This window comes from Acidovorax sp. Root217 (assembly GCF_001428645.1).
Classification (GTDB): Bacteria; Pseudomonadota; Gammaproteobacteria; order Burkholderiales; family Burkholderiaceae_C; genus Acidovorax.
In genome coordinates this window covers 200790-226164 of the sequence record NZ_LMIH01000041.1, presented here as the reverse complement: position 1 = coordinate 226164, position 25375 = coordinate 200790, and the positions used below count along the sequence as shown (strand labels likewise).

The 25375-nt window shown below is 62.0% G+C and carries 29 protein-coding genes and 2 tRNA genes; 15 read left to right on the top strand and 16 right to left on the bottom strand.

Annotated features, from left to right (window positions below):
- Positions 1-218 precede the first annotated feature (218 nt).
- Positions 219-581, top strand: a complete 363-nt coding sequence (locus tag ASE31_RS27565) for a zinc ribbon domain-containing protein (protein ID WP_057205842.1) — start codon at positions 219-221, stop codon at positions 579-581.
- A gap of 159 nt (positions 582-740) precedes the next feature.
- Here the strand turns inward: ASE31_RS27565 and ASE31_RS27560 are convergent, their stop codons facing one another.
- Together ASE31_RS27560 and ASE31_RS27555 are read right to left on the bottom strand one after the other, a co-directional pair.
- Positions 741-1379, bottom strand: coding sequence for a hypothetical protein (locus tag ASE31_RS27560; protein ID WP_157412687.1), 639 nt, complete (start codon positions 1377-1379; stop codon positions 741-743).
- Positions 1380-1460: 81 nt separating this feature from the next.
- Positions 1461-1778: a helix-turn-helix transcriptional regulator gene (locus tag ASE31_RS27555; RefSeq protein ID WP_057205838.1), complete on the bottom strand. Its 318-nt coding sequence runs from the start codon at positions 1776-1778 to the stop codon at positions 1461-1463.
- A 328-nt stretch (positions 1779-2106) separates the two neighbouring features.
- On the opposite strand from ASE31_RS27555, the gene ASE31_RS27550 reads away from it, so the two are divergent.
- Positions 2107-3078: a zinc-dependent alcohol dehydrogenase family protein gene (locus tag ASE31_RS27550; RefSeq protein ID WP_057205836.1), complete on the top strand. Its 972-nt coding sequence runs from the start codon at positions 2107-2109 to the stop codon at positions 3076-3078.
- 88 nt (positions 3079-3166) lie between these two features.
- Complete coding sequence (locus tag ASE31_RS27545) at positions 3167-3511, top strand: nuclear transport factor 2 family protein (RefSeq protein WP_057205835.1); 345 nt, start codon at positions 3167-3169, stop codon at positions 3509-3511.
- Between the two features lie 112 nt (positions 3512-3623).
- On the opposite strand, the gene ASE31_RS27540 is transcribed toward ASE31_RS27545, so the two are convergent.
- Together ASE31_RS27540 and ASE31_RS27535 are read right to left on the bottom strand one after the other, a co-directional pair.
- Complete coding sequence (locus tag ASE31_RS27540; protein ID WP_157412686.1) at positions 3624-3983, bottom strand: hypothetical protein; 360 nt, start codon at positions 3981-3983, stop codon at positions 3624-3626.
- Positions 3934-4653, bottom strand: coding sequence for an SOS response-associated peptidase (locus tag ASE31_RS27535; protein WP_082604396.1), 720 nt, complete (start codon positions 4651-4653; stop codon positions 3934-3936). Before ASE31_RS27535 ends, ASE31_RS27540 begins: the two co-directional genes overlap by 50 nt.
- 48 nt (positions 4654-4701) lie before the next feature.
- Here ASE31_RS27535 and ASE31_RS27530 point away from each other — a divergent pair, with 48 nt between their 5' ends.
- The 3 genes from ASE31_RS27530 to ASE31_RS27525 all read left to right on the top strand — a co-directional run bounded on the left by ASE31_RS27530 (position 4702) and on the right by ASE31_RS27525 (position 6571).
- The gene (locus ASE31_RS27530; RefSeq protein ID WP_157412685.1) at positions 4702-4977 is read left to right on the top strand and encodes a hypothetical protein; all 276 of its coding nucleotides are present in this window, start codon (positions 4702-4704) and stop codon (positions 4975-4977) included.
- Positions 4978-5353: 376 nt separating this feature from the next.
- Positions 5354-6247 carry a CFI-box-CTERM domain-containing protein gene (locus ASE31_RS31965; protein WP_157412684.1) on the top strand — a complete coding sequence of 298 codons (894 nt, stop codon included), beginning with the start codon at positions 5354-5356 and terminating at the stop codon, positions 6245-6247.
- 30 nt (positions 6248-6277) lie between these two features.
- Positions 6278-6571 (top strand): H-NS histone family protein, encoded by a 294-nt coding sequence (locus ASE31_RS27525; protein ID WP_057205829.1) that lies wholly within the window; start codon positions 6278-6280, stop codon positions 6569-6571.
- Between the two features lie 18 nt (positions 6572-6589).
- Here ASE31_RS27525 and ASE31_RS27520 read toward each other — a convergent pair whose 3' ends face one another.
- Positions 6590-7132 (bottom strand): hypothetical protein, encoded by a 543-nt coding sequence (locus ASE31_RS27520; RefSeq protein ID WP_157412683.1) that lies wholly within the window; start codon positions 7130-7132, stop codon positions 6590-6592.
- Positions 7133-7673: 541 nt separating this feature from the next.
- On the opposite strand from ASE31_RS27520, the gene ASE31_RS27515 reads away from it, so the two are divergent.
- Positions 7674-8912, top strand: a complete 1239-nt coding sequence (locus ASE31_RS27515) for a phospholipase D-like domain-containing protein (RefSeq protein WP_162261445.1) — start codon at positions 7674-7676, stop codon at positions 8910-8912.
- 136 nt (positions 8913-9048) lie between these two features.
- The gene (locus ASE31_RS27510; protein WP_057205823.1) at positions 9049-9582 is read left to right on the top strand and encodes a hypothetical protein; all 534 of its coding nucleotides are present in this window, start codon (positions 9049-9051) and stop codon (positions 9580-9582) included.
- Between the two features lie 374 nt (positions 9583-9956).
- Here ASE31_RS27510 and ASE31_RS27505 read toward each other — a convergent pair.
- Positions 9957-10032: transfer RNA gene (locus ASE31_RS27505), tRNA-Asn, on the bottom strand.
- Between the two features lie 88 nt (positions 10033-10120).
- Positions 10121-10196, bottom strand: a tRNA-Asn gene (locus ASE31_RS27500).
- Positions 10197-10401: 205 nt separating this feature from the next.
- On the opposite strand from ASE31_RS27500, the gene def reads away from it, so the two are divergent.
- Positions 10402-10941 (top strand): peptide deformylase, encoded by a 540-nt coding sequence (def, locus tag ASE31_RS27495; RefSeq protein ID WP_057205821.1) that lies wholly within the window; start codon positions 10402-10404, stop codon positions 10939-10941.
- A gap of 153 nt (positions 10942-11094) precedes the next feature.
- Here the strand turns inward: def and ASE31_RS27490 are convergent, their stop codons facing one another.
- Positions 11095-11637 (bottom strand): GNAT family N-acetyltransferase, encoded by a 543-nt coding sequence (locus ASE31_RS27490; protein ID WP_057205819.1) that lies wholly within the window; start codon positions 11635-11637, stop codon positions 11095-11097.
- 86 nt (positions 11638-11723) lie between these two features.
- On the opposite strand from ASE31_RS27490, the gene ASE31_RS27485 reads away from it, so the two are divergent.
- Positions 11724-12305, top strand: coding sequence for an XRE family transcriptional regulator (locus tag ASE31_RS27485; protein ID WP_057205817.1), 582 nt, complete (start codon positions 11724-11726; stop codon positions 12303-12305).
- Positions 12306-12421: 116 nt separating this feature from the next.
- On the top strand, positions 12422-12658 hold the full coding sequence (locus ASE31_RS27480) for a hypothetical protein (RefSeq protein WP_057205816.1): 237 nt from the start codon (positions 12422-12424) through the stop codon (positions 12656-12658).
- 133 nt (positions 12659-12791) lie between these two features.
- Here the strand turns inward: ASE31_RS27480 and ASE31_RS27475 are convergent, their stop codons facing one another.
- Positions 12792-13388, bottom strand: coding sequence for a molybdopterin-dependent oxidoreductase (locus ASE31_RS27475; RefSeq protein WP_082604394.1), 597 nt, complete (start codon positions 13386-13388; stop codon positions 12792-12794).
- 166 nt (positions 13389-13554) lie between these two features.
- On the opposite strand from ASE31_RS27475, the gene ASE31_RS27470 reads away from it, so the two are divergent.
- Complete coding sequence (locus ASE31_RS27470; protein WP_057205814.1) at positions 13555-14223, top strand: lysozyme inhibitor LprI family protein; 669 nt, start codon at positions 13555-13557, stop codon at positions 14221-14223.
- A gap of 20 nt (positions 14224-14243) precedes the next feature.
- On the opposite strand, the gene ASE31_RS27465 is transcribed toward ASE31_RS27470, so the two are convergent.
- The gene (locus ASE31_RS27465; protein WP_157412681.1) at positions 14244-14672 is read right to left on the bottom strand and encodes a hypothetical protein; all 429 of its coding nucleotides are present in this window, start codon (positions 14670-14672) and stop codon (positions 14244-14246) included.
- A gap of 184 nt (positions 14673-14856) precedes the next feature.
- Here ASE31_RS27465 and aat point away from each other — a divergent pair, with 184 nt between their 5' ends.
- The 3 genes from aat to ASE31_RS27450 all read left to right on the top strand — a co-directional run bounded on the left by aat (position 14857) and on the right by ASE31_RS27450 (position 17335).
- Positions 14857-15615, top strand: coding sequence for a leucyl/phenylalanyl-tRNA--protein transferase (gene aat, locus ASE31_RS27460; protein ID WP_057205810.1), 759 nt, complete (start codon positions 14857-14859; stop codon positions 15613-15615).
- Positions 15612-16397, top strand: a complete 786-nt coding sequence (locus ASE31_RS27455; protein ID WP_057205808.1) for an arginyltransferase — start codon at positions 15612-15614, stop codon at positions 16395-16397. Before aat ends, ASE31_RS27455 begins: the two co-directional genes overlap by 4 nt.
- A 92-nt stretch (positions 16398-16489) precedes the next feature.
- Entirely contained in the window at positions 16490-17335 is an 846-nt protein-coding gene (locus ASE31_RS27450; RefSeq protein ID WP_057205806.1) for an IclR family transcriptional regulator, read from the top strand.
- Positions 17336-17556: 221 nt separating this feature from the next.
- Here the strand turns inward: ASE31_RS27450 and ASE31_RS27445 are convergent, their stop codons facing one another.
- From ASE31_RS27445 to ASE31_RS27420, 6 genes are all read right to left on the bottom strand, one after another.
- Positions 17557-18636, bottom strand: a complete 1080-nt coding sequence (locus ASE31_RS27445) for a serine hydrolase (RefSeq protein WP_057205804.1) — start codon at positions 18634-18636, stop codon at positions 17557-17559.
- A gap of 115 nt (positions 18637-18751) precedes the next feature.
- Complete coding sequence (locus tag ASE31_RS27440) at positions 18752-20290, bottom strand: 2-isopropylmalate synthase (protein ID WP_057205802.1); 1539 nt, start codon at positions 20288-20290, stop codon at positions 18752-18754.
- A gap of 216 nt (positions 20291-20506) precedes the next feature.
- Positions 20507-21340, bottom strand: a complete 834-nt coding sequence (pssA, locus tag ASE31_RS27435) for a CDP-diacylglycerol--serine O-phosphatidyltransferase (RefSeq protein ID WP_057205800.1) — start codon at positions 21338-21340, stop codon at positions 20507-20509.
- Positions 21341-21616: 276 nt separating this feature from the next.
- Complete coding sequence (gene ilvC / locus ASE31_RS27430; RefSeq protein WP_057205799.1) at positions 21617-22633, bottom strand: ketol-acid reductoisomerase; 1017 nt, start codon at positions 22631-22633, stop codon at positions 21617-21619.
- Between the two features lie 160 nt (positions 22634-22793).
- Positions 22794-23285 carry an acetolactate synthase small subunit gene (ilvN, locus tag ASE31_RS27425; RefSeq protein WP_007857867.1) on the bottom strand — a complete coding sequence of 164 codons (492 nt, stop codon included), beginning with the start codon at positions 23283-23285 and terminating at the stop codon, positions 22794-22796.
- A 175-nt stretch (positions 23286-23460) separates the two neighbouring features.
- Complete coding sequence (locus tag ASE31_RS27420) at positions 23461-25257, bottom strand: acetolactate synthase 3 catalytic subunit (protein WP_057206217.1); 1797 nt, start codon at positions 25255-25257, stop codon at positions 23461-23463.
- Positions 25258-25375: the final 118 nt, after the last annotated feature.

Sequence of the window (25375 nt, the reverse complement as noted above, 5' to 3'; positions counted from 1 at the left end):
ATCGAACAAATTTCCGATCCGAGAACAGTATTTCTTCAGCCTGCTAGGTGGCGGCCCGGGTCACCCACCGAACCTGCTTCCTGTACGGACCGTGCACCCCATTGCTCCGTTTGCGCTAAAGTCCGTGCGCCTGGAATACCCGTGGTGCGCGGCCGCCCGGCCTCGCACCCGGTCCGTAACGGGAATCGGTTTGCAAACGAAAACACAAGGAGGGTGCCATGGAGCCAATTTTCGGATTTATTCTCTACTTCGTCGCAGTCGTCACCGTGGTCGTCATCGCCCACAAGAGAGGTCAGAAAGTTTGGCTTTATGGTCTTATCTGCATCGTCGCTGCACCCGTGGTTGCACGGCTTACGTATGGGGTGAGCGGCTCGGGAACCACAGCAGGCCTCGCCGCCTTCCTGGTGCCCATTGCAGCGCTGTTCGTGGCACTGTCAAGCAACACCAGCCAGCAAAAGGCAGTGGCCACCGGCGAACATGGAGACTTCAAGAAATGCCCCTTCTGCGCAGAATCGGTGCGCAAGGAAGCCATCAAATGCAAGCACTGCGGCAGCGACCTGGCTGCCGACCCCACGGCGTGACGCAAGCCATCATCGGCAAAGCGAAAAGCATTGCTGCAGGCCCCCAAAGCCTCCGAGCAGTGCATCTGCCTCCCGTGCCGCGCTTGATTCGGCGAGGAGCAAATCAGCAGCGCTGACACCTGGGTTACCCATAGTCCCATCGGCATCCGCAAGGCCAGCTCAAGGAAAGCCGCGCAGGCTGCGGTCCTTTCTGGCCTGTTCCAGTCGGCGCTGGCGCCCCTCTTTGTCCACGGCGTCCATCTCCTCGTCCAGCAGCACCTGCCAGTCGTAGCCAACCCGCGTCTCCTTCGCCATCGTCAAACCGATCTGCACTGTGTACAGGCCATTGGGGTTCTGCCGGTCCGGTGAGTAGATCTGGATGGTCAACTGGTACTGGCCGCAGCGCATGTCCAGCACCACCCCGCCAAAGCCGTCCCGCTCACGCACGCACGGCCCACGGTAGAGCGTGGGCAACAGGTCTCTGTACTTTTCGGCCAGGGTGAAGGCGGCGGTTCGCTCCGGCAGGCTCTTGGTCGCGTAGATGTTGCCGATGGTGTAGGTCTTGGGGGTGGTGAGCAGTTCGAGCTTCTCGAACTCGGGCGGGATCTCGGGCTTGTCGACAATGATGATGGCCCGCCCCTGGCTCCAGTAGCCCATGGTGGTCGGGGTCGTCGCGAGGCGGGCACCCAGGCGGTGGCCGAACAGGTCGCCATCGGTCACAGCGGCGGATGCGGCTGTGCAGACGCTGCCCCCCAAGGCGATGCAGCAGCCCGCCTGCCATGCGGCCCGCCTCCAAGCTGCAAATCCTTGATGGATCATGGATGTTCTCCTGTGCATCGCCAGCCGGACCAAATCGTAGCGGCTGCAGCGCGCCGCCGCCGCCCACGGCCGCCCCCAAGCTCACAGCTCGGCCTTCAACCGGGCAACCACCGCCTTGATCGCGTTCTCGTTGCGTTTGTAGTAGGACCACTTGCCGCTGCGCTTGACGGTGACCAGACCGATGCGCGCAAGGTCTGCCAGGTATTTGGATGTGGTGGAAAAAGCCAGGCCCTGGCCCGCCTGGATGGACGACACGCACACGCCATCCTGCACAGGATCACCCTCGTCCTGCGGCGGAAAGCTGGTGCGGGGCGACTTGAGCTTGCGCAGGATCTCCATGCGCTGCTCGTTGGCCAGGACATCCAGAATCTGTATGAGGGGTAGCTGTTCTTCGTTCATCACTCGGCTGCGGGTTCAGGGCTGCTTCGCATGCCATGTGCTGCCATGCCGAAGATGGAAACGACTCTAGCAGCTTGCTGAGGCCAGTGCGGTGCCGAGGGTTCTGAAACCGGCCGCCTTACCAGAGAAGGCACCCACCACGCCCCCGCGCACACGTAGGCCCTGAATGCAGCGTGGGCAATTTCAACGCAACGTCATTTCGCAAAACATCGATATGACAATAGAGCCTGCGCGCTGCTGATGAAGCCGTTCAGGCGCTCACCAGCGTGCAGCAGATGGCCGTCGCACGCCACCTGCCCCAGCCCAACCGTTACTGAAGGACAGTGAAATGAAAGCAATCGTTCTGACAAAATTTGGCGGCCCCGACAGCTTTGAGCTGCAGGATGTGCCGGTTCCCGAAGTGGGCATCGGCGAGCTGCTGGTGCGCGTGATGGCCACCGCCATCAACCCGCTCGACTACCAGATTCGCCGGGGCGACTACCCCGACCATGTGCCCCTGCCCGCCATCATCGGCCACGACGTATCGGGCGTGGTCGAAAAGGTGGGCCCTGGGGTGACAGGCTTTGCAGTGGGTGACGAGGTGTTCTACACCCCCAAGATCTTTGGCCCCAAAGGGGGCTCGTATGCCCAGTACAACGTGGTTCCCGAAGCGCTGGTGACCCACAAGCCGGCGAACCTGTCGCACGAGGAAGCCGCCTCGACCACCCTCGTCGGCGGCACCGCCTGGGAGGCACTGGTCACGCGCGCCAAGTTGCACCCGGCCGAGTCCGTGCTGATCCACGGCGGAGCGGGTGGCGTTGGCTCCATCGCAATACAGCTGGCCAAGGCGATGGGGGCCACCGTGTACACGACCAGCAGGGGCCATGACCTGGAGTTTGTTCGCCAACTGGGCGCGGACCATGCCATCGACTTCACCGGCAAGAACTACACCGAAGAGATCGCCGCACTGACGGGGCGCCAGGGGGTGAACGTGGTGCTCGACACCATTGGCGGGCTGACCCTGAGCCAGTCGCCCCACGTGCTCGCCGATGGCGGCCGGGTCGTGACCCTGGTGGACCTGGCCACGCCCCAGAACCTTGTCGCCGCATGGGGCGTGAACGCCGAGTACCACTTTGTCTTCACCCGCCAGAACCGGGGCAAGCTGCAGGCATTGAAGACGCTGCTGGAAAGCGGGCGCATCCGCCCGGTCATTGGCGCCAGGTTCTCGCTGGCGCAAATCCCGCAAGCCCACACCGCCCTGGAGCGAGGCGAGGTCGATGGCCAACCCATCCGCGGAAAAGTAGTGATTTCGGTTGCCTGATCCAGGCAGGTATGCCCTGGCAGGCCCACCCTGCCAGGGCTCAACCCAATCGACCAACCCATCTATCTGCATACAAGGAAACCGCTTCATGTCGACCACCGCACAAGTTCTTGACAGCCACGAAGCCGCTCTGGGCGAGCAGAACGCCGCCAAGGTATCAACCCACTACGCACCGGACGCCGTGGTCATCGCCAACGGCAACACCTACCATGGCCCCGAAGCAATTGCATCGATGTATGCCAAGTTGATCCATGCACTGCCCGACGCAGCCTGGCGCACCAACGTGGCTGTGGTCCACGAAGACCTGGCCTATGTGGAATGGGCGTGCGAGTCTGCCGTGTCGAAGGTGGAGTTCGGAACGGACACGTTCATCGTGGCCGATGGCTTGATCACGCGGCAGACGGCGAGCTTTTCGGTCATCGACAACAACTGACCGGATTGCGGTCTGTCTGTCGCAAAGCCCGGCAGCACCTGCTCGAAAACTCTTTGGTTCGCCCGACGACCTGACGATCAGACACGACGCATCGGGACGACGGAGCGGCAGATCACGCCAAAAGGCCAGACAACACGCGGGCCGGTACTTGGCTGTCCCATTGCGGAGTCGGGGACACCTCATCTATTCCAATGTCAAACACACCGTCATCGAACCTCACTCCGCAGGCCTCCATGGCTGCTTTATGTGCCGCGTGAAAGGCATCGAAGCGTTTGCCGTCCACATCCGCAAAGTTGTGGTCATCGGGGCAGCCCAGGTCGTCCCAGCACTCCATTTCAAAGCGCGCGTCCATGGCCTGCTCAAGGGTCACGCCCATTCTCTCCAGCGTGGCCATGGCGGCTGCCTTCGCTCGCTCCAGGGTCTCAGGCGAACAGTTGAGGTGTGGTGCGTAGATCGTGATCGTGTATGTCATGGTGAGGCTCTCCATTGAGGTGTTCGACTGGCGGTGGTGTGAGCAGTCGCTGTGCTTGCTGAACAGTGCCGAATAGCCATGCGCCCACGTCACGGGCCTCGATGGATATGACACTGCGCTTGTCCTGGTGAGCGCGAGGTCGTCGGGTCGTCGGGTCCAACTTGGGCTTGTGCATGCGGGACATCACCGGGTGGTCGTCGGCGTTGACCGTGAGCATCGAATAGCTCTCGAAGGGCTGTCCCGTCGCTAGATCAACCCACGTATTCCACAGGCCCGCCAGCGCCCACGGCCTACCGTCAACCCGATGGAACCGCCACCACACATTGGCGCCGGTCTCCCAGCACGGCTCATCGAAGCTCAAAGCGGGTATCAGGCACCTCTGACCGCGCAGCCACGGATCGCGGTAGCTCGGCTTGGACAGCAGTTCCTCTGACCTGGCGTTGCTGGTGGTGAAGGCCACCTGGTGCGTCGCGCAGAAGCCCGGGATGAGTCCCCATTGGCCAATGACCAGCTCAACGGGGCTAGCGCCACCACCGGGTGCTCTCCTCACAAACGGGCCCGCGTATTGGGGGTGCAGCACCTCCTCCCACCAGCGATTCGGGTTGCGGTTACCTATGTGCCAGTCACGCTCAATGTCGCGGTCGTGGGGAGGGATGTACCGGGTGCACATGGTGTAACACTGTACATATTTACAGTATTTTCCGATACAGTCATCCCCATGCGAGTGAAGGTCATGTTGGTGCGGGAAGAGGGTCAGCTGCAGGTCCCGGTGCGCCGGCGGGGCTATGGAGACCTGTGGCTGAAGCACGAGAAGTCGGTGGGCGAGGACAAGACCTATGAGGTGCTGGAAGCCCTGGGATCAGGCTTCCCGAAGCTGTATGAGCCCCGGTTGACGTACATCACCGCAGGGATGATCCGGTTCATTGGGTACGAGCGGATCGACCGCGTTTGGTACATGCAGGAGTGGTACTGTGAAATCGACCGATCCAAATAGGCACCTGTGGGTCGGCGGGGCTGACGAGAACATCCCCAGGGGCCACCCTACCCTCCTCCGGGTTCCCGCCAAGAACGGCGCCGTTCTGGATGACCGCGTACTGCCGTTGCCCATTGATCACTACGAGGTACTGCGCCACGGGGAATGGTGCACGGTGATGGTCATAGCGACCGGCGAGGTAGTGTTCCAGGGCGAAGGGCGCGCTGAAGTGGTGGTGTCTCGGGCGCCGTTTTGACCGGCCCAAACGGGTGAAATTGGCGAATAAAACTTGCAGCACCGAGCATTCCGTGTAGCATATTGATACAGATGACACCATTGCCAGATCGACATCTTGAATGGATAACTCTGAACCAACTCACCAAATTAGGATAATTAAATGGGATTGATTGCGCTCACCTGTGAAAAATGCTCAGCACAGCTAAATATCGACGATGAGGCATCGACGTATACCTGCAAGTACTGCCTGACGAAGTATGAGCGCGAACAATTAAATATCTCCACACCAACCCCTAGCTCCCTGAAAATTATGGCTGAAAGAGCCATTGCCAGTGCCGAGTATGGGAAAGCGATGCAATTTATCGAGCAAGGCCTCTCCATCGAGCCAGGCAACAAGGACTTGCTCTCATTGGAAGTAAAGGCGAGAGAAGGGCTTGCTGGCTTGGCATCGATGCTGACCAATCTAAGCAAGGAAGAGTCGGCACAAAGAGAAAATCGTGCGGAAGCCGATCAATATCAGCTACAAGCTCAGTTTATTTTAAATGAGCTGCAAGCAAACAAAAAAGTTTATGGATCAAACTCAGCACTTACAGGTGCCACCCCAGCAAACATTGATTTAGCATTGCAATACATCAATCGATCACTTGAATTATTTCCAGATAGCCCGGTGTACCTCAACCTTAAAGCTCTTCTATTATGGGAAGGCAAAGGCTCAAAAGAGCAAGCTGCAGCCCTCCTAGAAAAAGCGGCCACACTCGCACCACGCGATATTAATATTCAGAACAATCTCAAAGTTTTAAAATCTTCACCTTGCTTTATAGCAACCGCCGCATTCGGAACACCTCTTTCCCTTGAAATTAATATTCTAAGAGCATGGCGAGATGAGCGCTTGATAAATTCTGCATGGGGAAAACGATTTGTAGCCATCTATTACTTCACCAGCCCTCCCATTGCAAACTTCATAGCTACGCGCCCCATATTGAAAAGGGCGACACGCCTGCTACTTGCACCGTTTATAAAGCTTCTATCCAAAAAATACCCTGCTTTGAGTTAGCATGGATGCCATCGCAACAGGCAAACTCCTATGTCCAACTATAAAGCACTCATCGCCCGCAAAGCCGAACTCGACCGGCTCATCGAGGAGACCCGCAAGGCAGAAGTCTCAGGCGCTGTCGCCGAAGCACGGGCCCTCATCGCTGAGTTCGGACTGACTTCCGAGGATGTGTTCGGCGGTTCCAAGGCCAGGAAAGCTTCCAGCGCCAAGGGCACAAAGGTTGAGGCGAAATACCGCGATCCCGCGACGGGAGCGACCTGGACGGGTCGGGGACGTGCTCCGGTGTGGATTGCGGACAAGGATCGCTCTGCTTTTGCCATCTGAGCACTACAACCTAGATGCTTAAGGCTGGCCCGCGTTCCAAATCCTGTTGAAGTCGTTGTGCAGCCTATCTAGTGCTTGGGCAAATCCCGCAGGAGACATTCCTTGTAACCCATCCCAAGGCTTGCCCTCTCGATCCACTGGATAGCGATGCTCGATACTAAAAGGAATGCGCCCCTCGATCCGCTTGCGGTCCTCTTCAGATAACTTGATTGAATAGCCATTTGCACCAATCATGCTCTCTGTTGTGACCATGAAAGGGATCTCCCAGTGAAAGCGCTTTTGATCGTATAGCAGTCGGTGCCGTTGAGCTAGCCGAGCGATGTTATGGTCCTGCAGCTTTGAGTGTTTGATGCTCGGCTCTTTCAACAAGATCGTTGCCTTCAAGAAGAGCTCCACAGCATGGCAGGCATTCCACAACACTACCGTGGCGTCTGCCCACTTGATTTCGATTTCCAGCGCTCTCGCATTCAAGACTTTTGCGGCGTTGAGATACGCAATGGAGTAGTCGAAAAACTGCTGAGAGACCGAAGTGGAGCCCCCTTCGCGAACGAGCATTTGCAAGGACATAGATCCGCCTGCTTTTTGTGAACGAGCCCAGATGGTAGGCGCAGCGCGGTCGGGCTAATGGCGACCACCATAGCAAACTCTTCTTGGCGCATCATCGTTGTGCCGGCATGATCGCCCTTCACCCGCCCCTTCAACAAGAGCGACACAACATGAGGAGACAGCGCATGAGACGGGGGTTCATCTGTGCAGGAATGGCGCTGTGGTCGATCTCATGCAGTGCGGAAGTCCCGGCGATCCTGCTTGAGGCCTGCAACGCCATGGAGCCCGCGAGCAAGCGTATGGAGTGCCTGCGTGCAGCCAACCAGACCGGCAGCTCCTCAACAGGCGAGGTCACCTCCAGCGGCACCGCGCCACGGTCCGCATACGCGCCTCAGCCCAACCGCGCCGCACCAGCCAGGCCCACCACTACCAGCAATGGGGCAACATGCCATGTCGGGCCACGTGGGGGCACCTACACCATCACCGCAAGTGGTCGGAAGAACTACGGTGGCTGTTGACCTGTGCCGCAAATCCAAAACATCCAGAACTCAGCAATATGCCAACAAAAGTATTGACCAACAGAGCTGCAGCTACGGCCGCAGTAGTCGAGCAACTGAACAACTGCCAGAGCGCCGCCTGGGCTATCGCTTGGGTTACGCCCAACAAGGCCTACGATGCTGCGATCGCAAACATCGCCAAATTTCGGCACCTCGTAGTTGGCACACACAGCTTCCACACAGCGCCTGAGTGCTTGCGTGAACTGAGGTCGCACTCCGCAGTTTCAGTGAAGGGCAATGCAGGCCCTTTATTCCACCCAAAGCTCTACCTCTTCGAACACGAGGATAAGTACACAGCCATCATCGGCAGCCACAACCTTACACGGGGCGCCTTCGAAATGAACATCGAGCTGAGCACCCTGACTGACTTCGCCAAGGACGACCCGGCAGCGCGCGAACTTCTGTCGTTCATTGAGGAGCAGGAAAAAGAAAAGATCATCGTCAGCAACGCATTCTTGGACCGCTACGAGGATCTCCACCGACTCGCCAAGCGCCAGAAGAGGGATCTCGACAGCCTCTACCAGACCCTGCCCGACAGGAGAACCGAGGAGGCCCGAAAGAAGGCTCCAATCCACATTGGGTGGGACACTTGGTTTGAAATGATCCGCAAGCAGGACACTCATGGCCTTGAGCCCCGGCTAGAAGTCCTGAGCCGCATCAAAAAAATCTTCGGCGATAGCAGCAGCTTTGCAGCAATGGACGTGTCTGATCGGCGACGTGTAGCAGGCCTCGCCACTGCCGAAATGGTCCGAACGGATGGCGTCGACTGGAACTACTTCGGAGCGATGTCGAACACATTGCGCTTCGACCAGGCCTTCGGACACCTTGCCTTGGAGGAGCCACAAGGCATCTCCGACGCACTCGATCTAATTCCCTTGGACCGCCCCGTCATTGAAGAAGATTGGAACGCCTACTGGAACGCACTCAGGGCCGCCGTCGGCGATGAGGGAGGGATTGGACGAGGCGTCGCCACCCGCCTCGCATGCGTCAAACGACCGGACGTCTTTGTGCCACTGAACAACAAGAACGCGCAGAAGCTGGCAAGAATTTTAGACAAGAAGCCATCACACCTCATGGATGCAAAGCACTACTGGGAACAGGTTGTGGCACCCATGAGGATGTCGCCTTGGTGGAGTTCAAATCGTCCCGTGGACAGCCTGCAAGCCGAAGCTTGGGAGGGGCGCGCAGCGCTTTTGGACGCTCTGGTCTATGAACCCACAAGGTCCACTGCGACGTAGACATTCGCCCCACGGAATGGTCACTTGGGCTCCCATCTGCGGCCAAGCGAAGGAGCTACACAACCCTAGCTTCGGCCGCTAGAACTGAGTGGGCTGGTGCGATTGCCGCACCTCAGCAAACACACTTCACAACGCTATGTACGACAACATTCTTGAATTCATGCGGGCCTTCGGGACGCCTCTTGCCGCGTGTGTGGGCGCCTATGTAGCCTTTCGCTTCGGCAACATTCAAGCCGACATCGCCCGCAGGCAGGCTGACACCGCACGAGACGCGGCCCTCACGGCCAGGAACAAGTTACGAATGGACATGTACCAAGAGCGACTGAAGGTCTACAACTCGGTCATCGCCATGTTCGCCGACTTCGGCATTTCAGGAAGCTTGGCCAAAGAGCTTGAGGACAATTATTGGGCTGGCATCGTCAGTTCAAGATGGGTGTTCGGCAAGGACATGCAGGAATTCTTGGAGGGAGACCTGTGGCACAAGATGGTGGACTATGTAGCGGCACAGAACAGCTATGACGAACATGCACCTCAAGAACTTCGTGCCCAGCTCGGAAAAGCGAAGGGCGAACGCAGGAAAGAGCTGATGGCCATGAAGCCAGAGGTTGATCAGCGCTTTGCAAAGTTCATGGAGTTTGAGCGCGACCCGATTGATCGGCTGTTCGGGTGAGCCCAAGCTGGCCCAGGCTGGCCCACAGTCATAGCCGCCATCAATGCACCCGGCATCAATCCGCGCGCCATCAATCGCCTCAATGAGCCCTGCCCAGGTGACCTGGCATCGAGGCCCCTGCGAGACCTACACATAGCGCCCGCCGATGCCGGCCATCATCAACCCATAGCCGAGAGTTCGCAGATCAGAGCAGTCCGCTGAGCCTCGTCACGCAACAACCTCGCCGCCGAACCCACCGAACCGCACCGACCCGCGATGCCCTTCGCCATCAACCGATGATGTACACCTCATCGCAGCGTCCTATGACAAGCATGACCGGCCGCCCCAAAGCAAAAAGGCCACCCCGCAAAGGGTAGCCTTTTACTGCCAATGAATGGCTCCTCAACCTGGGCTCGAACCAGGGACCTACGGATTAACAGTCCGGCGCTCTACCAACTGAGCTATTGAGGAATGATTGGTACTAATTCAAGCCAGCCTGCTCATCGGCTGACTAAGTGAAAGGCCCCGCGTACACATGCAGGGCCTGGCACTGAATTTTTGGCTCCTCGACCTGGGCTCGAACCAGGGACCTACGGATTAACAGTCCGGCGCTCTACCAACTGAGCTATCGAGGAACATCAAGACTTAGATTATATACACAAAACTTGGGCGTTTTCCACTCGGCGCGATGATCTTGGCCATCGGGCTGTGTTCCGCGCGGAACATGCACGGGTGGCAAGGGGCTCGCGGGCCCTGTCGCTGCGGGGTTGGCGGCCTTGCGGCATGATGTGGCCGACCCTGATGACAGCACGCATTCATCCACTCATTGCTTCCAGCCCCATGACCATACACACCATCCTGAAGATGGGCGACCCGCGCCTGCTGCGCGTGGCCCAGCCCGTGGCCGCGTTCGACACGGACGAGCTGCACCTGCTGGTGCGCGACATGCTGGAGACGATGCAGTCCGTGAACGGCGCGGGGCTGGCGGCGCCGCAGATCGGGGTGGACCTGCAACTGGTGATCTTTGGCTCCAACGAGCGCAACCCGCGCTACCCGAGCCGGCCCATCGTGCCACCCACGGTGCTGATCAACCCGGTGATCACGCCGCTGGGCGATGAGGAAGAAGAGGACTGGGAGGGCTGCCTGTCGGTGCCGGGCCTGCGGGGCAAGGTGCCGCGCTGGGCGCGCATTCGCTACACGGGGTTCGACCTGTATGGTGACCCGATTGACCGCACGGTGGACGGCTTCCATGCCCGCGTGGTGCAGCACGAGTGCGACCACCTGATCGGCAAGCTGTACCCGATGCGGGTGCGGGACTTTACCCAATTCGGGTATACGGAGATTCTCTTCCCCGAAATCAGCGCCCAAGAAGACGATTGAGCGTCTGGAGAAAACTCTTCTGGCGTTGTTGCTGCGTCTTGTCGTACTAGTCGTACTGCCTGCGACGCAGCGCCTAGCCAGAACCGCTTCGCTGAGTTTTTCCAGCCGCTCTCCTTCTTCAAAAAGAGGGAGAAGCCGGCTCAAAACACCGACTTAGGCACCACCTCGCCCTGCTCCATCAGGATCCGTTCGCGCATCGAGCTTGAGTTGCAGAAAGGCCAGGTCCAGCCATTGGCCGAACTTGGTGCCCACTTCGGGCAGCAGGCCCACCTGGGTGAAGCCCAGGCGCTCGTGCAATTGGATCGATGCGGTGTTGCCGGCCTCGATGCCGGCCACCATGACGTGCTTGCCGATGGCGCGGGCACGCTCGATGAGGGCCTGCATCAGCAACTTGCCCAGGCCTGCGCCGCGGGCGTTCTGGTGCACGTAGACCGAATGCTCGACGGTGTGGCGGTAGCCGTCGAAGGCGCGCCAGTCGCCAAACGAGGCGTAGCCCGCCACGGCGCCCTGGTCGTCAACGGCGACGAGCACGGGGTAGCCCAGGCGCTGGCGGTCGGCCAGCCAGGCGGCGCGGTTGGCGGCGTCCACCAGGGTTTCGTTCCAGATGGCGGTGGTGTTGGCCACGGCGTCGTTGTAGATGGCGAGGATGCCTTCGATGTCGCCCGCATGGGCATCGCGTATCTGTAGGGTGGTCATGGCTGTCAGGGGTTGCAGGTTTCGCCATCCACTATGATGGACGAATAACGTATTTTGGTGGATTATTGTCCACGATGATAAAACACATGTCCACCAAAGTAGATGCTGCAGTCGATAGCCTGAGCCAGCGCATTGGCGCGCGCGTGCGCATCGAGCGCGAGGGCCGGGGTTGGTCGCTGACCGACCTGGCGGCGCACTCGGGCGTGTCGCGGGCCATGGTGCACAAGCTGGAGCGGGGCGAATCGAGCCCCACGGCGACGTTGCTGGCGCGGCTGTCGGGCGCGTTCGGGCTCAGCATGTCGCAGCTGATCGCGCGCGCCGAGGCCAAGGAAGGCCGGCTGCTGCGCCGGGCCGACCAACCGGTGTGGACGGACCCGCAGACCCGCTATGTGCGCACGCATGTGTCGCCCCCTTCCGACCTGCCGCTGGACCTGGTGCAGGTGGTGCTGCCTGCGGGCGCGCGGGTGCCGATGCCTGCAGCGGCCTATACGGCCAAGCGGCAGCTCATCTGGGTGCTGGCCGGCTCGCTGGTGTTCATGGAGGGCGACACCCGGCATGCGATGGACGCGGGTGATTGCCTGGAGCTGGGGCCGCCTGCGGACTGCGTGTTCAGCAACGAGACGGCGGCGGACTGCACCTACGCCGTGGTGCTGTTGCACAGCAACTGAACCACCTACTGCCAAAGCGTTGGCAGGACAGCGAGCACCGGTGCAGCCGACAGGGTCCTACAAGCCGCCATAAGCAGCGCGCCTAGCATGAAGGCTTCAATCCCCAGGAGCACGCCATGCCCAGCAACACCCCCAAGCCCGGCTACAACCAGTATGGTTTGAAAGACGAAAGTGGCACGCCCGGCCCAGCGTACGCCAACCGGCCCGGCGGAGAGCAGCCAGGGGTGGGGCCGGTAGATGCGGTAGACCCATCGGGACACCGGCTGGGCGCCATTGAAGAGCATCCGAACCCCAAACCGGCATCGCGGCAGGGCACCGGCGTGACAGGTGAGACCGACGACAAGACGCGCTAAGAAACGGCTGACAAAACTCTTCTGGCGTCGTTGCTGAGTCTGGCCGGACGACTCCTACTGCCTGCCTGCACCAGTTGCCGCTGAGAAGGGATGCGATGACACCTATAGAGGACTTTATCGAGGTCTCGGGGGCTCAGGCTTTCACGTCGATGTGGTACAGGCCCCAGGGGCACAGCGCGAAGCGTTCCTTCACGGGCTTGTCCTTGAAGGGGGCCACGTTGTCCGCATCGTACACGGCCCACTGCGGCCCCAGGCCGCCGAGCGCCATGGGCTGGCCGTCGATGCGGGTGGCGACGATCATGCGGTACTGCGCCGCATCGGCCAGGCTGATGGCAACGTTGTAGCCATCCACCGCGCGCAGGCCCAGTTGCACGTTGCTGTTGCGCGGCACGCCTGCGGCTTCGAGCACGGTGACCAGCAGCGGGCCTTCCAGCGTGTGGGGCTTGCTGTCGTATTCGAGCGTGGGCTTGATGGTCACCGCAGGCAGGCGCTGCAGCGCGGCTGCGTCGAACGCGAAGGCCTTGCTGAACTGGATGCTGTGCTTGCCCATCATCTGGTCGATAACGGGGTCGAGCGCGCCGCGGTTGGTCTTGCCGACGGTGCCGCTCACCGTCAGCAGAACGGGTTGCGCATTGCCGGCTTTGTTGCCGGGGGCCGCGATGGCATTGGCAGCCGGCAGCATCACCCCTGCCAGGCCGACGCTGGCGACAAAATCACGCTTGTTGATCATGATGGTTTTCTCCGAGTGGTTGGTTGTTGGTATGGATCGCTGGTGCGGGGCCGTAGCGTGCGTTTGGCATGCGCTTGTGTCAAGCGGCAATTGGCCTGGCGGGGTCTTATGATTTCTGCCAGCCGCACGATTCGCGCGCAAATTCTCACCGAGCAGGAACCCCGCCATGCCGACCACCCTTGTCCAGCCCTTGTTGCGCCTTGCCCTGGCGGCACTGTTCGCAGCCCTGGCCCCCTTGGCCAGCGCTGCCAGTTTCGATTGCGCCAAGGCCCGCTCGGCCATGGAAAAGCTGATCTGCTCGGATGCCCCGCTCTCCGCGCTGGATGACCAGCTCAACACCGCCTTCAAGGAGGCCATCACGCGCTCCAAAGCCCGGCCGCAGTTGGTGCAGTGGCAGCGCGAATGGCTCCAATCCTATGAGGTCACGCAGTGCAAAGACGCCCGCTGCCTGGGCCAGGAGTTCGCGGGCCGCATTGCCCTGCTGCAGAGCGTTGCGCCCGCCACCGCAGCAAGCGCCAAGTGGAATGGCACCTACACCCGCTACCACCAGGGCAAGCCCGACAAGGACAGCGCCAGCCTGGCCATCGTTGGCCTGCAGGACGGCAAGGTCTACCTGGCGGGCGATGCCGTCTGGTACGGCCCCAACGCCGCCAACGGGCAAGTGAATGTGGGCGAGATACGCGGCGTGGGCACCCTGCGCAACGGGCTGCTGGCGTACGACGGTGATGGCTGCACGGCCACGCTGGCATTGCAGCGCGGTGGACTGGCCGTAAAGGAAGATGACGGCTGCGGCGGCATGCACGTGACCTTTGTGGGCGAGTACCGGCGCAAGTAGCGCCGTGGCGGCCAGCCGGTCTACAGGCTTATTTCCACGTGGTCGATCTTCCACCCGCCCTCGTTTACCAGGCGCACCTTTTGGCTCTCTGGCGATGTGGACGTGCTGCCGCACACATCCGTCTGTCGGTAGGTGAGCTCGGCCACATTGCCAGACACGCTCTGCCCAGCCAGCTCGATTTTCTTGCACCGCGCGAGTGTCTGGGACATGTCCAGATAGACGCGTGCTACATCGTCGCGCGTCTTTCCCATCATCTTCATCATCGCAGGAATCTTCTGCTCTACATCGGCGCGCTTCCTGGCGGAATAGAAATGGGCTTCTTCCTCCAGGGTGGCAATGCCGCTGGCCGACTTCTGGTAGTAGCGCTCATATAAAGCATCGGGTGCTTCCTGCTTCTGGCAGCCTGCGAGCACGGTGAGCAGCAATGCCAATCCATATCCACGGCGCATGGGATCCCTCTCCTGTCTTGTGATCGCGGCATTGTGCAGGCCGCTGGCACCGGATGGCGCATGCCATGGCGATGCAGCAGGAAATCTGTCGCCTGTAGCCGACATAGCGCACACGGCCCGCGCCACGGTGGAACGGGATGTTGCCGCACAATCCAACAAACCACCCTTCGCAACCCCTGCCCCCATGCCCGCCCAACTCCCCTGGCTGGAACCCCATGACCCCTTCCCCCACCCGGCCAGTGCCTGGGGCCCCCGCGATCCGGCGCCGGGCCTGCTGGCCGCCGGTGGAGCGCTGGACGTGGAGCACCTGCGGGCGGCCTATGGGCAGGGCACCTTCCCCTGGTTCAGCGAGGGCCAGCCCATTCTGTGGTGGGCGCCCGACCCGCGCATGGTGCTGCCGGTGGCCGAGTTCCGGCTGCACCGCTCGCTGCGCAAGACGCTGCAGAAATTTGCCGCCGCCAGCAGCCACTGCGAGGTGCGCGTGGACACGGCCTTTGGCCAGGTGATACGCGCCTGCTCGTCCACCCCGCGCGAGGGGCAGGCGGGCACCTGGATCGTGCCGGACATGGTGCGTGCCTACGAGGCGCTGCACGCAGCGGGCTCGGCCCACAGCGTGGAGACTTGGGTCGATGGCCAGCTGGTGGGCGGGCTGTACTGCGTGGCGCTCGGGCGCGCGGTGTTTGGCGAGTCGATGTTTGCGCACGCGACCGATGCCTCCAAGATCGCGCTGGCGGCGCTGGTGGCACTTTGCCGCGTGCAGGGCGTGGCGCTGATCGACTGCCAGCAGAACACGCGCCACCTGGCGTCGCTGGGGGCGCGCGAGATCCCGCGCAACGAGTTCTTGCGCAAGATCGCCGTGGCGCAAGACCTGCCGGGCGGCACGTGGACTTTCGAGCCCGTATACTGGAATCAACTGCTGGCCCACCCCACGCCCATGGCATGACGCAACTCAACGACCTGCCGCTGCAGACCCTGCAGTTCTATGCGACAGCGCCCTATCCGTGCAGCTACCTGCCGGACAGGCAGGCGCGCTCGCAGGTCGCCACGCCCAGCCACCTGATCCAGAGCGATGTGTACTCGGGCCTGGTGGCCACGGGTTTCCGGCGCAGCGGCATGTTCACCTACCGCCCCTATTGCGATGGCTGCCAGGCCTGCACCCCGCTGCGCGTGCGCGCCAGCGAGTTTCGCCCCGACCGCAGCCAGCGCCGCTCGGCGGTGCAGCACGGTGCGCTGCAGGCCCGTGTGCTGCGCCTGTGCTTCGTGCCCGAACATTACCAGCTGTACCTGCGCTACCAGAACGGCCGCCACGCGGGCGGCGGCATGGACCAGGACAGCATCGACCAGTACACCCAGTTTTTGCTGCAAAGCCGCGTCAACTCGCGGCTGGTGGAGTTCCGCGAGGTGGATGCCGCTACCGGCGAACCCGGCGCGCTGAAGATGGTGTCCATACTCGACGTGCTCAACGATGGCCTGTCGGCCGTGTACACCTTCTACGAACCCGAGGCGCGCGCCAGCTACGGCACCTATAACGTGGTCTGGCAGATCGAGCAGGCGCGCGCAATGGGCCTGCCCTATGTGTACCTGGGCTACTGGATCGCCGCGAGCCCGAAGATGAACTACAAGGCGCGCTTTCTGCCGCACGAGATCCGCCAGGACAATGTGTGGCACTGCGTTGACCGCAGTCACGCAGGCGGCACCCCGGGTGGGGCCGCCCAGGGCACCTGATGGTGCCATTGCATTTCACAAGGTAAGATGCAGCGATCAGAGGATGTTGTGGATATCCCTTACTCCACACCGTTCCCGCATTCCTGCAGCCCATGAAAAAAATCGACCCTGGCATCCCGATCAAACCCAGCGTCCAGGTACTGGAGCGCATGTTCACGCTGATCGACGTGCTCGCATCGCGCGAGGACGCCATCTCGCTCAAGGAAATCAGCGAGAAGACGGGGCTGCACCCCTCCACCACGCACCGCATCCTCAACGACCTGACCATCGGCCGCTTTGTGGACCGGCCCGAGTCGGGCAGCTACCGGCTGGGCATGCGCCTGCTGGAGCTCGGCAACCTGGTGAAGGCGCGCCTGAGCGTGCGCGATGCGGCGCTAGCCCCCATGCGCAACCTGCACAAGCTGATCCAGCAGCCGGTGAACCTGAGCATGCGCCAGGGCGACGAGATCGTGTATGTGGAGCGCGCCTACAGCGAGCGCTCGGGCATGCAGGTGGTGCGCGCCATCGGCGGCCGTGCGCCGCTGCACCTGACCTCCACCGGCAAGCTCTTCCTGGCGCTGGACGACCCGCAGCGCGTGCGCGCCTATGCCACCCGCACCGGGCTGGCCGGCCACACCCGCAACAGCATCACCCAGTTGCCCGTGCTTGAGCGCGAGCTGGCCAAGGCGCGCCAGTACGGGATTGCCCGCGACAACGAGGAGCTGGAACTGGGCGTGCGCTGCATGGCTGCCGGCGTGTACGACGACCAGGCCAAGCTGGTGGCCGGCCTGTCCATCTCGGCCCCGGCCGACCGGCTGGACGAGGGCTGGATGGCCAAGCTGCAGGCCACGGCGCAGGAGATCTCGCTGGCGCTGGGTTACGTGCAGGCCAAGGCGCCTACGCCCGCCCTGTCCTCATCGCTGCACGGCAGCGACATGGCGCACACGCCCGCCGACTGAAAGGTGCGGCCGGCAAGGCCGACCATCAGGTACAAAAAACAAAACCCCGGGGCTCGCGCCACCGGGGTTTTGTTTTTGTCTACTACCTACACGCCCGCAGGGTTGGCAAAAGCCTTCCTGCGGATTTGCATTCGACCGGATAACCAGGCGGGGAGCCGCAGACAGTGCTGTAGCACGGCAAGGCTCCCCAACGACGTTAGCCGGTTGAAGGCAAAGCCGTATCAGCCGTTGGTGTTGCCGTGGACGACAGTCTTCACGGGGCTGATGGCGGCGGGCATGGATTCGACCCAGTGGCGCACGCGCTCGGCGTCACCCAGGCGGCTGAACTTGCCGGCCGAGTCCAGGAACACCATGATGACCTTGCGGCCGGCGAATTGGGCCTGCATCACCAGGCAGCGCCCGGCTTCGGAGATGTAGCCGGTCTTTTGCAGGCCGATGTCCCAGGTGGGGTTCTTCACCAGGCCGTTGGTGTTGTTGAACTGCAGGGTGCGCGCGCCCAGGGCCAGCTCGTAGCCGGGCGAGGTGGACAGCTCGCGCATGACAGGGTCGCCATGGGCCACGTTGACCAGCGTGGCCAGATCGCGGGCGCTGCTCTGGTTGCGGCTGGACAGGCCCGTGGGCTCGACGTACTTGGTGTCGGTCATGCCCAGCAGGCGCGCCTTCGCGTTCATCTGCGCCACGAACACGTCCAGCCCACCGGGGAAGGTGCGGCCCAGGGCGTGGGCGGCGCGGTTCTCGCTGGACATCAGGGCCAGGTGCAGCATTTCGCCACGGGTCATGGTGGAACCGACGGTCAGGCGCGAGCGGCTGCCTTTTTCGGTGTCCACATCGTCCTGGGTGATGGTCAACTGCTCATCCATGGGCAGCTTGGCCTGGGAGATGATCAGGCCGGTCATGAGCTTGGTGAGCGATGCGATCGGCAGAACGGCGTGATCGTTCTTGCTGAGCAGCACTTCATGGGTGTCCTGGTCGATCACCAGGGCCACGCTGGACTTGAGGTCCAGGGGGTCATTGACTTCGTGCAGGCCAGCCAGCTGGCCAAAGGAAGGCTTGGCGGGGATGAAGGCCACGCGGGTGGCGGCCCTGGAGGTCTTGGCCGAGACGCGCACCGGCTTGGCGGCAACGGCGGCCTTGCGCGGGCCGGCGGACTTCTTGGCGGTGGCGGATGCCACCTGCTTCTTGGCGGGCGCCTTCTTGCGCTCGTTGGCATGTGCCATGGGCGACGCAAGCGCCGCACTCACAACAACAAAGCCCAGAAGCTGGAAAAAACGGTTCATTGCGGTGCTGCGGCCATGGTGCATCAAAGTGCTCCAAAGGGTAAGAAGTGTGGGCCAGTGTACAGAATCAAAAAAAGTCGCGCAAGATCAAGACCTTGCGCGACTTTCCAAGAAAGTGAATGAATTATAAATTCAACACTTATCCCTGTGCAGCCACCCGGTCAGCTTTACTTTGTAATTTGTTCAACGCGCTGAGGTAGGCCTTGGCTGACGCGACCACGATATCGGGGTCAGCGCCCACTCCGTTGACCACGCGGCCGCTGTTCTGCAGGCGCACGGTGACCTCGCCCTGGCTCTCGGTGGAGCCGCTGATGGCGTTGACGGAATACAACACCATCTCGGCACCGCTCTTGACGTGGGACTCGATGGCCTTCAAGGATGCATCCACCGGGCCATTGCCTTCGGACTCGCCGCGCACTTCGTGGCCGTCCACCGTGAAGACAATGCGCGCACGGGGGTGCTCGCCGGTTTCGCTCTGCTGGAACAGCGAGACAAAGCCGTACTGCTCCTTCTCGGCGGTCACGCTCTCGTCGCTGACCAGGGCCAGGATGTCCTCGTCGAAGATCTCGCTCTTGCGGTCGGCCAGCTCCTTGAAGCGGGTGAAGGCGCTGTTGACCTCGGTCTCGCTCTCCAGGCTCACGCCCAGCTCCTGCAGGCGCTGCTTGAAGGCGTTGCGGCCGCTGAGCTTGCCCAGCACGATCTTGTTGGCGCTCCAGCCCACGTCTTCGGCGCGCATGATCTCGTAGGTATCGCGCGCCTTGAGCACGCCGTCCTGGTGGATGCCACTGGCGTGGGCGAAGGCGTTGGCGCCGACCACAGCCTTGTTGGGCTGCACCACGAAGCCGGTGGTCTGGCTGACCATGCGGCTGGCGGCCACGATGTGCTTGGCGTCGATGTTCAGGTCCAGGTCGAAGTAGTCGCGGCGCGTCTTGATGGCCATGACGACTTCTTCGAGCGAGCAGTTGCCGGCGCGCTCACCCAGGCCGTTGATGGTGCACTCGACCTGGCGGGCGCCGCCGATCTTCACGCCGGCCAGGGAGTTGGCCACGGCCATCCCCAGGTCGTTGTGGCAGTGCACGGACCAGATGGCCTTGTCGCTGTTGGGAATGCGCTCGCGCAGCGTCTTGATGAAGTTGCCGTACAGCTCGGGGATGGCGTAGCCCACGGTGTCGGGCACGTTGATGGTGGTGGCACCCTCGGCGATCACCGCTTCGAGCACGCGGCACAGGAAGTCCGGGTCGCTGCGGTAGCCGTCTTCAGGGCTGAACTCGATGTCGGCCACCAGGTTGCGGGCAAAGCGCACCGACTGGCGCGCCTGCTCGAGCACCTGCTCAGGCGTCATGCGCAGCTTCTTTTCCATGTGCAGCGCCGAGGTGGCGATGAAGGTGTGGATGCGAGCGCTGTTGGCACCCTTGAGCGCTTCGGCCGCGCGCGAGATGTCGCGGTCGTTGGCGCGCGAGAGCGAGCAGATGGTCGAGTCCTTGATGGCGTGGGCAATGGCCTGCACGGCCTCGAAGTCGCCGTTGGAGCTGGCCGCAAAACCCGCTTCGATCACGTCCACCTTCAGGCGCTCGAGCTGGCGTGCGATGCGCAGCTTTTCGTCCTTGGTCATGGAGGCGCCGGGCGATTGCTCGCCGTCGCGCAAGGTGGTGTCGAAAATGATGAGTTTGTCGGCCATGGGGTTCTCCTGGTATTGATGGTGGGGTGGTCCGCAACGCTGAATTCTGGCGCCCAAAGCAAAAGGCCCGTTGCGGGTGCATACGGGCCTTTGTGGAAAACGTGTGCGCGTGCGCCTACCGTCTCCGCCCGTGGGGAGCTAGCAGTAGGATTGCAATGGCCAACGTGTTCATGCCGTGCAATGTAGCACAAGTGCAGCCAATGCGGCGCGCTGCCGTCATTTGTGCAGGCCGCGCTCGTCGGGTTCGTCGGTGGAGGTGCTGATCACGCTGCTGTGCTGCCCCTTGGCCTTGCGCCAGGCGTACACGCCGTAGCCGCTCAGGCCATACAGCACGAACACGCTGAACAGCATGATGGGCGGCGAGATGTTGATGACGGCGATGCCCAGCGCGATCAGCACGATCACGACGAAGGGCACGCTCTTTTTCACCTGGATGTCCTTGAAGCTGTAGAACGGCACGTTGGTCACCATGGTGAGGCCGGCGTACAGCGTGAAGGCGAACATGATCCAGGTGACCTGGTTCCAGGTGAGCCAGGTGTCCATGCCGCGTTGCACCCCGAGCTCGGTCATGAGCCAGATGAAGCCAGCCACCAGCGCAGCGGCTGCAGGCGACGGCAGGCCCTGGAAGTAGCGCTTGTCCACCACGCCCGTGTTCACGTTGAAGCGTGCCAGGCGCAGCGCGGCGCAGGCGCAGTAGACGAAGGCCGCGATCCAGCCCCAGCGGCCCAGACCCTTGAGCGACCATTCGTAGGCGATGAGCGCGGGTGCGGCGCCAAAGGACACCATGTCCGACAGCGAATCCATCTGCTCACCGAAGGCGCTTTGCGTGTTGGTCATGCGGGCCACGCGCCCATCCAGGCTATCGAGCACCATGGCGCAGAACACGCCCACGGCCGCCAGGTCGAAGCGCCCGTTCATGGCCATCACGACGGAATAGAAGCCCCCGAACAACGCCGCCAGCGTGAACAGGTTGGGCAGGATGTAGATGCCCTTGCGCCGCTTGCGCACCATCACACCAGAACCGTCGGCGGAATCCTTGCCGTCATGCATCGAACAAATCTCCATCGCCAGACCGGCCGGCGTGAACAGCTACCCAATTTATAGTATTCGGCACCTGCGCCGCACGGCGCATGGCACCCCCTCCGAGAGAACCGAAGGCGCAGTGTAGCTGCACCGGCAGGCACCCGGGCCATGTACCTGTTAACAATTGATTACGCAAGGCCATGCGGCCCGCCGCAGGCAACATGCCCAGCCCCACCCGGCAACGAAAAAGGCCACCGAAGTGGCCTTTGGGATCGTGTACGCAGGGCGCAGTGGATCGCGAGATCAGTTGCGGGTCTGGTCGACCAGCTTGTTCTTGGCGATCCAGGGCATCATGGCGCGCAGCTTGCCACCCACCACTTCGATGCTGTGGTCGGCGGTGTTGCGGCGGCGGGCCGTCATGCTGGGGTAGTTCAGGCGGCCTTCCTGGATGAACATCTTGGCGTATTCGCCGCTCTGGATGCGCTTCAGGGCATTGCGCATGGCAAGGCGCGACTGCTCGTTGATGACTTCAGGGCCGGTCACGTACTCGCCGTACTCGGCGTTGTTCGAGATCGAGTAGTTCATGTTGGCAATGCCGCCTTCGTAGATCAGGTCCACGATGAGCTTGAGCTCGTGCAGGCATTCGAAGTAGGCCATTTCAGGGGCGTAGCCGGCTTCGACCAGGGTTTCGTAACCCATCTTGATCAGCTCGACGGCACCGCCGCACAGCACGGCCTGTTCGCCGAACAGGTCGGTCTCGGTTTCTTCCTTGAAGTTGGTCTCGATGATGCCGGCCTTGCCGCCACCATTGGCCATGGCGTACGACAGAGCCAGGTCACGGGCCTTGCCGGACTTGTCCTGGTGCACGGCCACCAGGTGGGGCACGCCGCCGCCCTGGGTGTAGGTGTTGCGCACGGTGTGGCCAGGGGCCTTGGGGGCGACCATCCACACATCGAGGTCGGCGCGGGGCACGACCTGGTTGTAGTGCACGTTGAAGCCGTGGGCGAAGGCCAGCGAAGCGCCTTGCTTGATGTTGGGGGCCACGTTGTTGGTGTAGACCTCGCCGATCTGCTCGTCGGGCAGCAGGATCATGACCACGTCGGCGGCCTTGACCGCGTCGTTGACTTCCATCACGTTCAGGCCGGCCTTGCCGACCTTGTCCCACGAGGCACCGCCCTTGCGCAGGCCGACCACGACCTTCACGCCGCTGTCGTTCAGGTTCTGTGCGTGGGCGTGGCCCTGCGAGCCGTAGCCGATGATGGCAACGGTCTTGCCCTTGATCAGGCTCAGGTCACAGTCTTTGTCGTAGAAAACTTTCATGGGTCGCTCCGGTTGAAATACGTTGTTTGGGTTGAAAAATAAACAGTCGATTGTCTTACATCGGATTTGGATTCGACCGGATGGCTAGGCGGGGAGCCGCAGACAGTGCTTTGGCACGGCAAGGCTGCCCAACGACGCTAGCCGGTCGAAGGCAAATCCGTTACACGCGCAGGATTCGCTCGCCGCGGCCGATGCCGCTGGCGCCGGTTCGCACGGTTTCCAGGATGGCGGTGCGGTCGATGGCCTGCAGGAAGGCGTCGTTCTTGGACTGGTCACCGGTGAGCTCGATGGTGTAGCTCTTCTCGGTCACGTCGATGATGCGGCCGCGGAAGATGTCGGCCATGCGCTTCATCTCCTCGCGCTCCTTGCCCACGGCGCGCACCTTCACCATCATGAGCTCGCGCTCGGTATAGGCACCCTCGGTGAGGTCGACCACCTTGACCACTTCGATGAGGCGGTTCAGGTGCTTGGTGATCTGCTCGATCACGTCGTCGGAGCCCGTGGTCTGGATCGTCATGCGCGACAGCGATGGATCCTCGGTAGGCGCCACGGTGAGCGATTCGATGTTGTAGCCACGGGCAGAGAACAGGCCCACGACGCGCGACAGCGCACCGGGTTCGTTCTCCAGCAAAACGGCAATGATGTGTTTCATGGTGAAGACATTCCTCTTTTCGCTGCCCTCCCCTGCGCACGGTAATGCGCAGGCTCGGCAGGCAATAGATTCGTCGAAGTGAAGCTATCAGGTTGATAGCAGGAGATTGGCCTGCAGCAATCGCAATCGCAATTGCCGCCTGCTGCAGGCCGCAGCGGGAGCCGAAGGCCTGCGTTTACAGGTCTTCGGAGCCCAGCAGCATTTCGGTGATGCCCTTGCCGGCCTGCACCATCGGGAACACGTTCTCGGTGGGGTCGGTACGGAAGTCCATGAACACCGTGCGGTCCTTGAGCTTGCGCGCTTCGCGCAGCGCGGGCTCGACGTCCTTGGGGTGCTCGATCAGCATGCCGACATGGCCATAGGCCTCGGCCAGCTTCACGAAGTTGGGCAGCGCGTCCATGTAGCTGTGGCTGTAGCGGCCGGAGTACTCGATCTCCTGCCACTGGCGCACCATGCCCAGGTAGCGGTTGTTCAACGAGCAGATCTTGATCGGCGTGTTGTACTGCAGGCAGGTCGACAGCTCCTGGATGTTCATCTGCACCGAGCCTTCGCCGGTGATGCAGAACACCTCGGCTTGCGGCTTGGCCAGCTTGATGCCCATGGCGTAGGGAATGCCCACGCCCATGGTGCCCAGGCCGCCGGAATTGATCCAGCGGCGCGGCTCGTCGAAGCGGTAGTACTGGGCTGCCCACATCTGGTGCTGGCCCACGTCGGACGTGATGTAGGTGTCCACGTCCTTGGTCATGTTCCACAGCGTTTCCACCACGTACTGGGGCTTGATGACGTCGGGACTGCCCATGCTGTACTTCAGGCAGTCGCGCTTGCGCCAGCCTTCGATGGTGTCCCACCAGGCGGCCAGGGCGCCGGCATCGGGGCGGGTGCTGCTTTCGCGGACCATGGAGATCAGCTCGGTGAGCACGTCCTTCACGTCGCCGACGATCGGGATGTCGACCTTCACGCGCTTGGAGATGCTCGACGGGTCGATGTCGACGTGGATGATCTTGCGGTCGTTCTGCGCGAAGTGCTTGGGGTTGCCGATCACGCGGTCGTCGAAGCGCGCGCCCACGGCCAGCAGCACGTCGCAGTTCTGCATGGCGTTGTTGGCTTCGATGGTGCCGTGCATGCCCAGCATGCCCAGGAACTTGCGGTCCGACGCGGGGTAGGCACCGAGGCCCATCAGCGTGTTGGTGACCGGGTAGCCCAGCATGTCCACCAGCGTGCGCAGCTCGTTGGTGGCATTGCCCAGCAGCACGCCGCCGCCGGTGTAGATGTAGGGGCGCTTGGCGGCCAGCAGCAGTTGCAGCGCCTTGCGGATCTGGCCGCTGTGGCCCTTGCGCACGGGGTTGTACGAGCGCATTTCCACGCTCTGGGGGTAGCCGGTGTAGGCCGCCTTCTTGAAGGACACGTCCTTCGGGATATCGACCACCACCGGGCCGGGGCGGCCGGTGCGGGCGATGTGGAAGGCTTTCTTGAGCGTGATGGCCAGGTCGCGCGGGTCCTTGACCAGGAAGTTGTGCTTGACGATGGGGCGCGTGATGCCGACGGTGTCGCATTCCTGGAAGGCGTCGAGTCCGATGGCGGGCGTGGGCACCTGGCCGGAGATGATCACCATGGGGATCGAATCCATGTACGCCGTGGCGATGCCGGTGACGGCATTGGTCAGGCCGGGGCCCGAAGTGACCAGGGCGACGCCGACTTCACCCGTGGCGCGGGCGTAGCCGTCGGCGGCGTGCACAGCCGCCTGCTCGTGGCGCACCAGAACGTGCTGGATGGTGTCCTGCTTGTACAGCGCGTCGTAGATGTACAGAACCGCGCCGCCGGGGTAACCCCAGATGAACTGGACGTTCTCTGCCTGGAGCGACTTGATGAGGATCTCGGCACCCATGAGGTCCTGAGAGCCGGAAGCGGAGGGGGTGTTGTTGCCCTGCGAAGCAGCGGCTGCCGAAGTGAGCTCGGCCTTGGAGATTTCCATGATCAACCTTTGTGAATTTCTCTGACGAAAAACCTTGGGTGCCCCTTGCATGGACTCTTGTGGAGCCAGCTTGGAACTTGAGGCCAAGGACATGGGCGGGATGATTGCCGCGCCGGAC

What these genes read in the sequence shown, in the direction of transcription:
- ASE31_RS27565 (WP_057205842.1), top strand. Translation starts at nt 219, where the DNA reads ATGGAGCCAATTTTCGGATTTATTCTCTACTTCGTCGCAGTCGTCACC.
- ASE31_RS27560 (WP_157412687.1), bottom strand. Translation starts at nt 1,379, where the DNA reads ATGATCCATCAAGGATTTGCAGCTTGGAGGCGGGCCGCATGGCAGGCG.
- ASE31_RS27555 (WP_057205838.1), bottom strand. Translation starts at nt 1,778, where the DNA reads ATGAACGAAGAACAGCTACCCCTCATACAGATTCTGGATGTCCTGGCC.
- ASE31_RS27550 (WP_057205836.1), top strand. Translation starts at nt 2,107, where the DNA reads ATGAAAGCAATCGTTCTGACAAAATTTGGCGGCCCCGACAGCTTTGAG.
- ASE31_RS27545 (WP_057205835.1), top strand. Translation starts at nt 3,167, where the DNA reads ATGTCGACCACCGCACAAGTTCTTGACAGCCACGAAGCCGCTCTGGGC.
- ASE31_RS27540 (WP_157412686.1), bottom strand. Translation starts at nt 3,983, where the DNA reads ATGACATACACGATCACGATCTACGCACCACACCTCAACTGTTCGCCT.
- ASE31_RS27535 (WP_082604396.1), bottom strand. Translation starts at nt 4,653, where the DNA reads ATGTGCACCCGGTACATCCCTCCCCACGACCGCGACATTGAGCGTGAC.
- ASE31_RS27530 (WP_157412685.1), top strand. Translation starts at nt 4,702, where the DNA reads ATGCGAGTGAAGGTCATGTTGGTGCGGGAAGAGGGTCAGCTGCAGGTC.
- ASE31_RS31965 (WP_157412684.1), top strand. Translation starts at nt 5,354, where the DNA reads ATGGGATTGATTGCGCTCACCTGTGAAAAATGCTCAGCACAGCTAAAT.
- ASE31_RS27525 (WP_057205829.1), top strand. Translation starts at nt 6,278, where the DNA reads ATGTCCAACTATAAAGCACTCATCGCCCGCAAAGCCGAACTCGACCGG.
- ASE31_RS27515 (WP_162261445.1), top strand. Translation starts at nt 7,674, where the DNA reads ATGCCAACAAAAGTATTGACCAACAGAGCTGCAGCTACGGCCGCAGTA.
- ASE31_RS27510 (WP_057205823.1), top strand. Translation starts at nt 9,049, where the DNA reads ATGTACGACAACATTCTTGAATTCATGCGGGCCTTCGGGACGCCTCTT.
- def (WP_057205821.1), top strand. Translation starts at nt 10,402, where the DNA reads ATGACCATACACACCATCCTGAAGATGGGCGACCCGCGCCTGCTGCGC.
- ASE31_RS27490 (WP_057205819.1), bottom strand. Translation starts at nt 11,637, where the DNA reads ATGACCACCCTACAGATACGCGATGCCCATGCGGGCGACATCGAAGGC.
- ASE31_RS27485 (WP_057205817.1), top strand. Translation starts at nt 11,724, where the DNA reads ATGTCCACCAAAGTAGATGCTGCAGTCGATAGCCTGAGCCAGCGCATT.
- ASE31_RS27480 (WP_057205816.1), top strand. Translation starts at nt 12,422, where the DNA reads ATGCCCAGCAACACCCCCAAGCCCGGCTACAACCAGTATGGTTTGAAA.
- ASE31_RS27475 (WP_082604394.1), bottom strand. Translation starts at nt 13,388, where the DNA reads ATGATCAACAAGCGTGATTTTGTCGCCAGCGTCGGCCTGGCAGGGGTG.
- ASE31_RS27470 (WP_057205814.1), top strand. Translation starts at nt 13,555, where the DNA reads ATGCCGACCACCCTTGTCCAGCCCTTGTTGCGCCTTGCCCTGGCGGCA.
- ASE31_RS27465 (WP_157412681.1), bottom strand. Translation starts at nt 14,672, where the DNA reads ATGCGCCGTGGATATGGATTGGCATTGCTGCTCACCGTGCTCGCAGGC.
- aat (WP_057205810.1), top strand. Translation starts at nt 14,857, where the DNA reads ATGCCCGCCCAACTCCCCTGGCTGGAACCCCATGACCCCTTCCCCCAC.
- ASE31_RS27455 (WP_057205808.1), top strand. Translation starts at nt 15,612, where the DNA reads ATGACGCAACTCAACGACCTGCCGCTGCAGACCCTGCAGTTCTATGCG.
- ASE31_RS27450 (WP_057205806.1), top strand. Translation starts at nt 16,490, where the DNA reads ATGAAAAAAATCGACCCTGGCATCCCGATCAAACCCAGCGTCCAGGTA.
- ASE31_RS27445 (WP_057205804.1), bottom strand. Translation starts at nt 18,636, where the DNA reads ATGCACCATGGCCGCAGCACCGCAATGAACCGTTTTTTCCAGCTTCTG.
- ASE31_RS27440 (WP_057205802.1), bottom strand. Translation starts at nt 20,290, where the DNA reads ATGGCCGACAAACTCATCATTTTCGACACCACCTTGCGCGACGGCGAG.
- pssA (WP_057205800.1), bottom strand. Translation starts at nt 21,340, where the DNA reads ATGCATGACGGCAAGGATTCCGCCGACGGTTCTGGTGTGATGGTGCGC.
- ilvC (WP_057205799.1), bottom strand. Translation starts at nt 22,633, where the DNA reads ATGAAAGTTTTCTACGACAAAGACTGTGACCTGAGCCTGATCAAGGGC.
- ilvN (WP_007857867.1), bottom strand. Translation starts at nt 23,285, where the DNA reads ATGAAACACATCATTGCCGTTTTGCTGGAGAACGAACCCGGTGCGCTG.
- ASE31_RS27420 (WP_057206217.1), bottom strand. Translation starts at nt 25,257, where the DNA reads ATGGAAATCTCCAAGGCCGAGCTCACTTCGGCAGCCGCTGCTTCGCAG.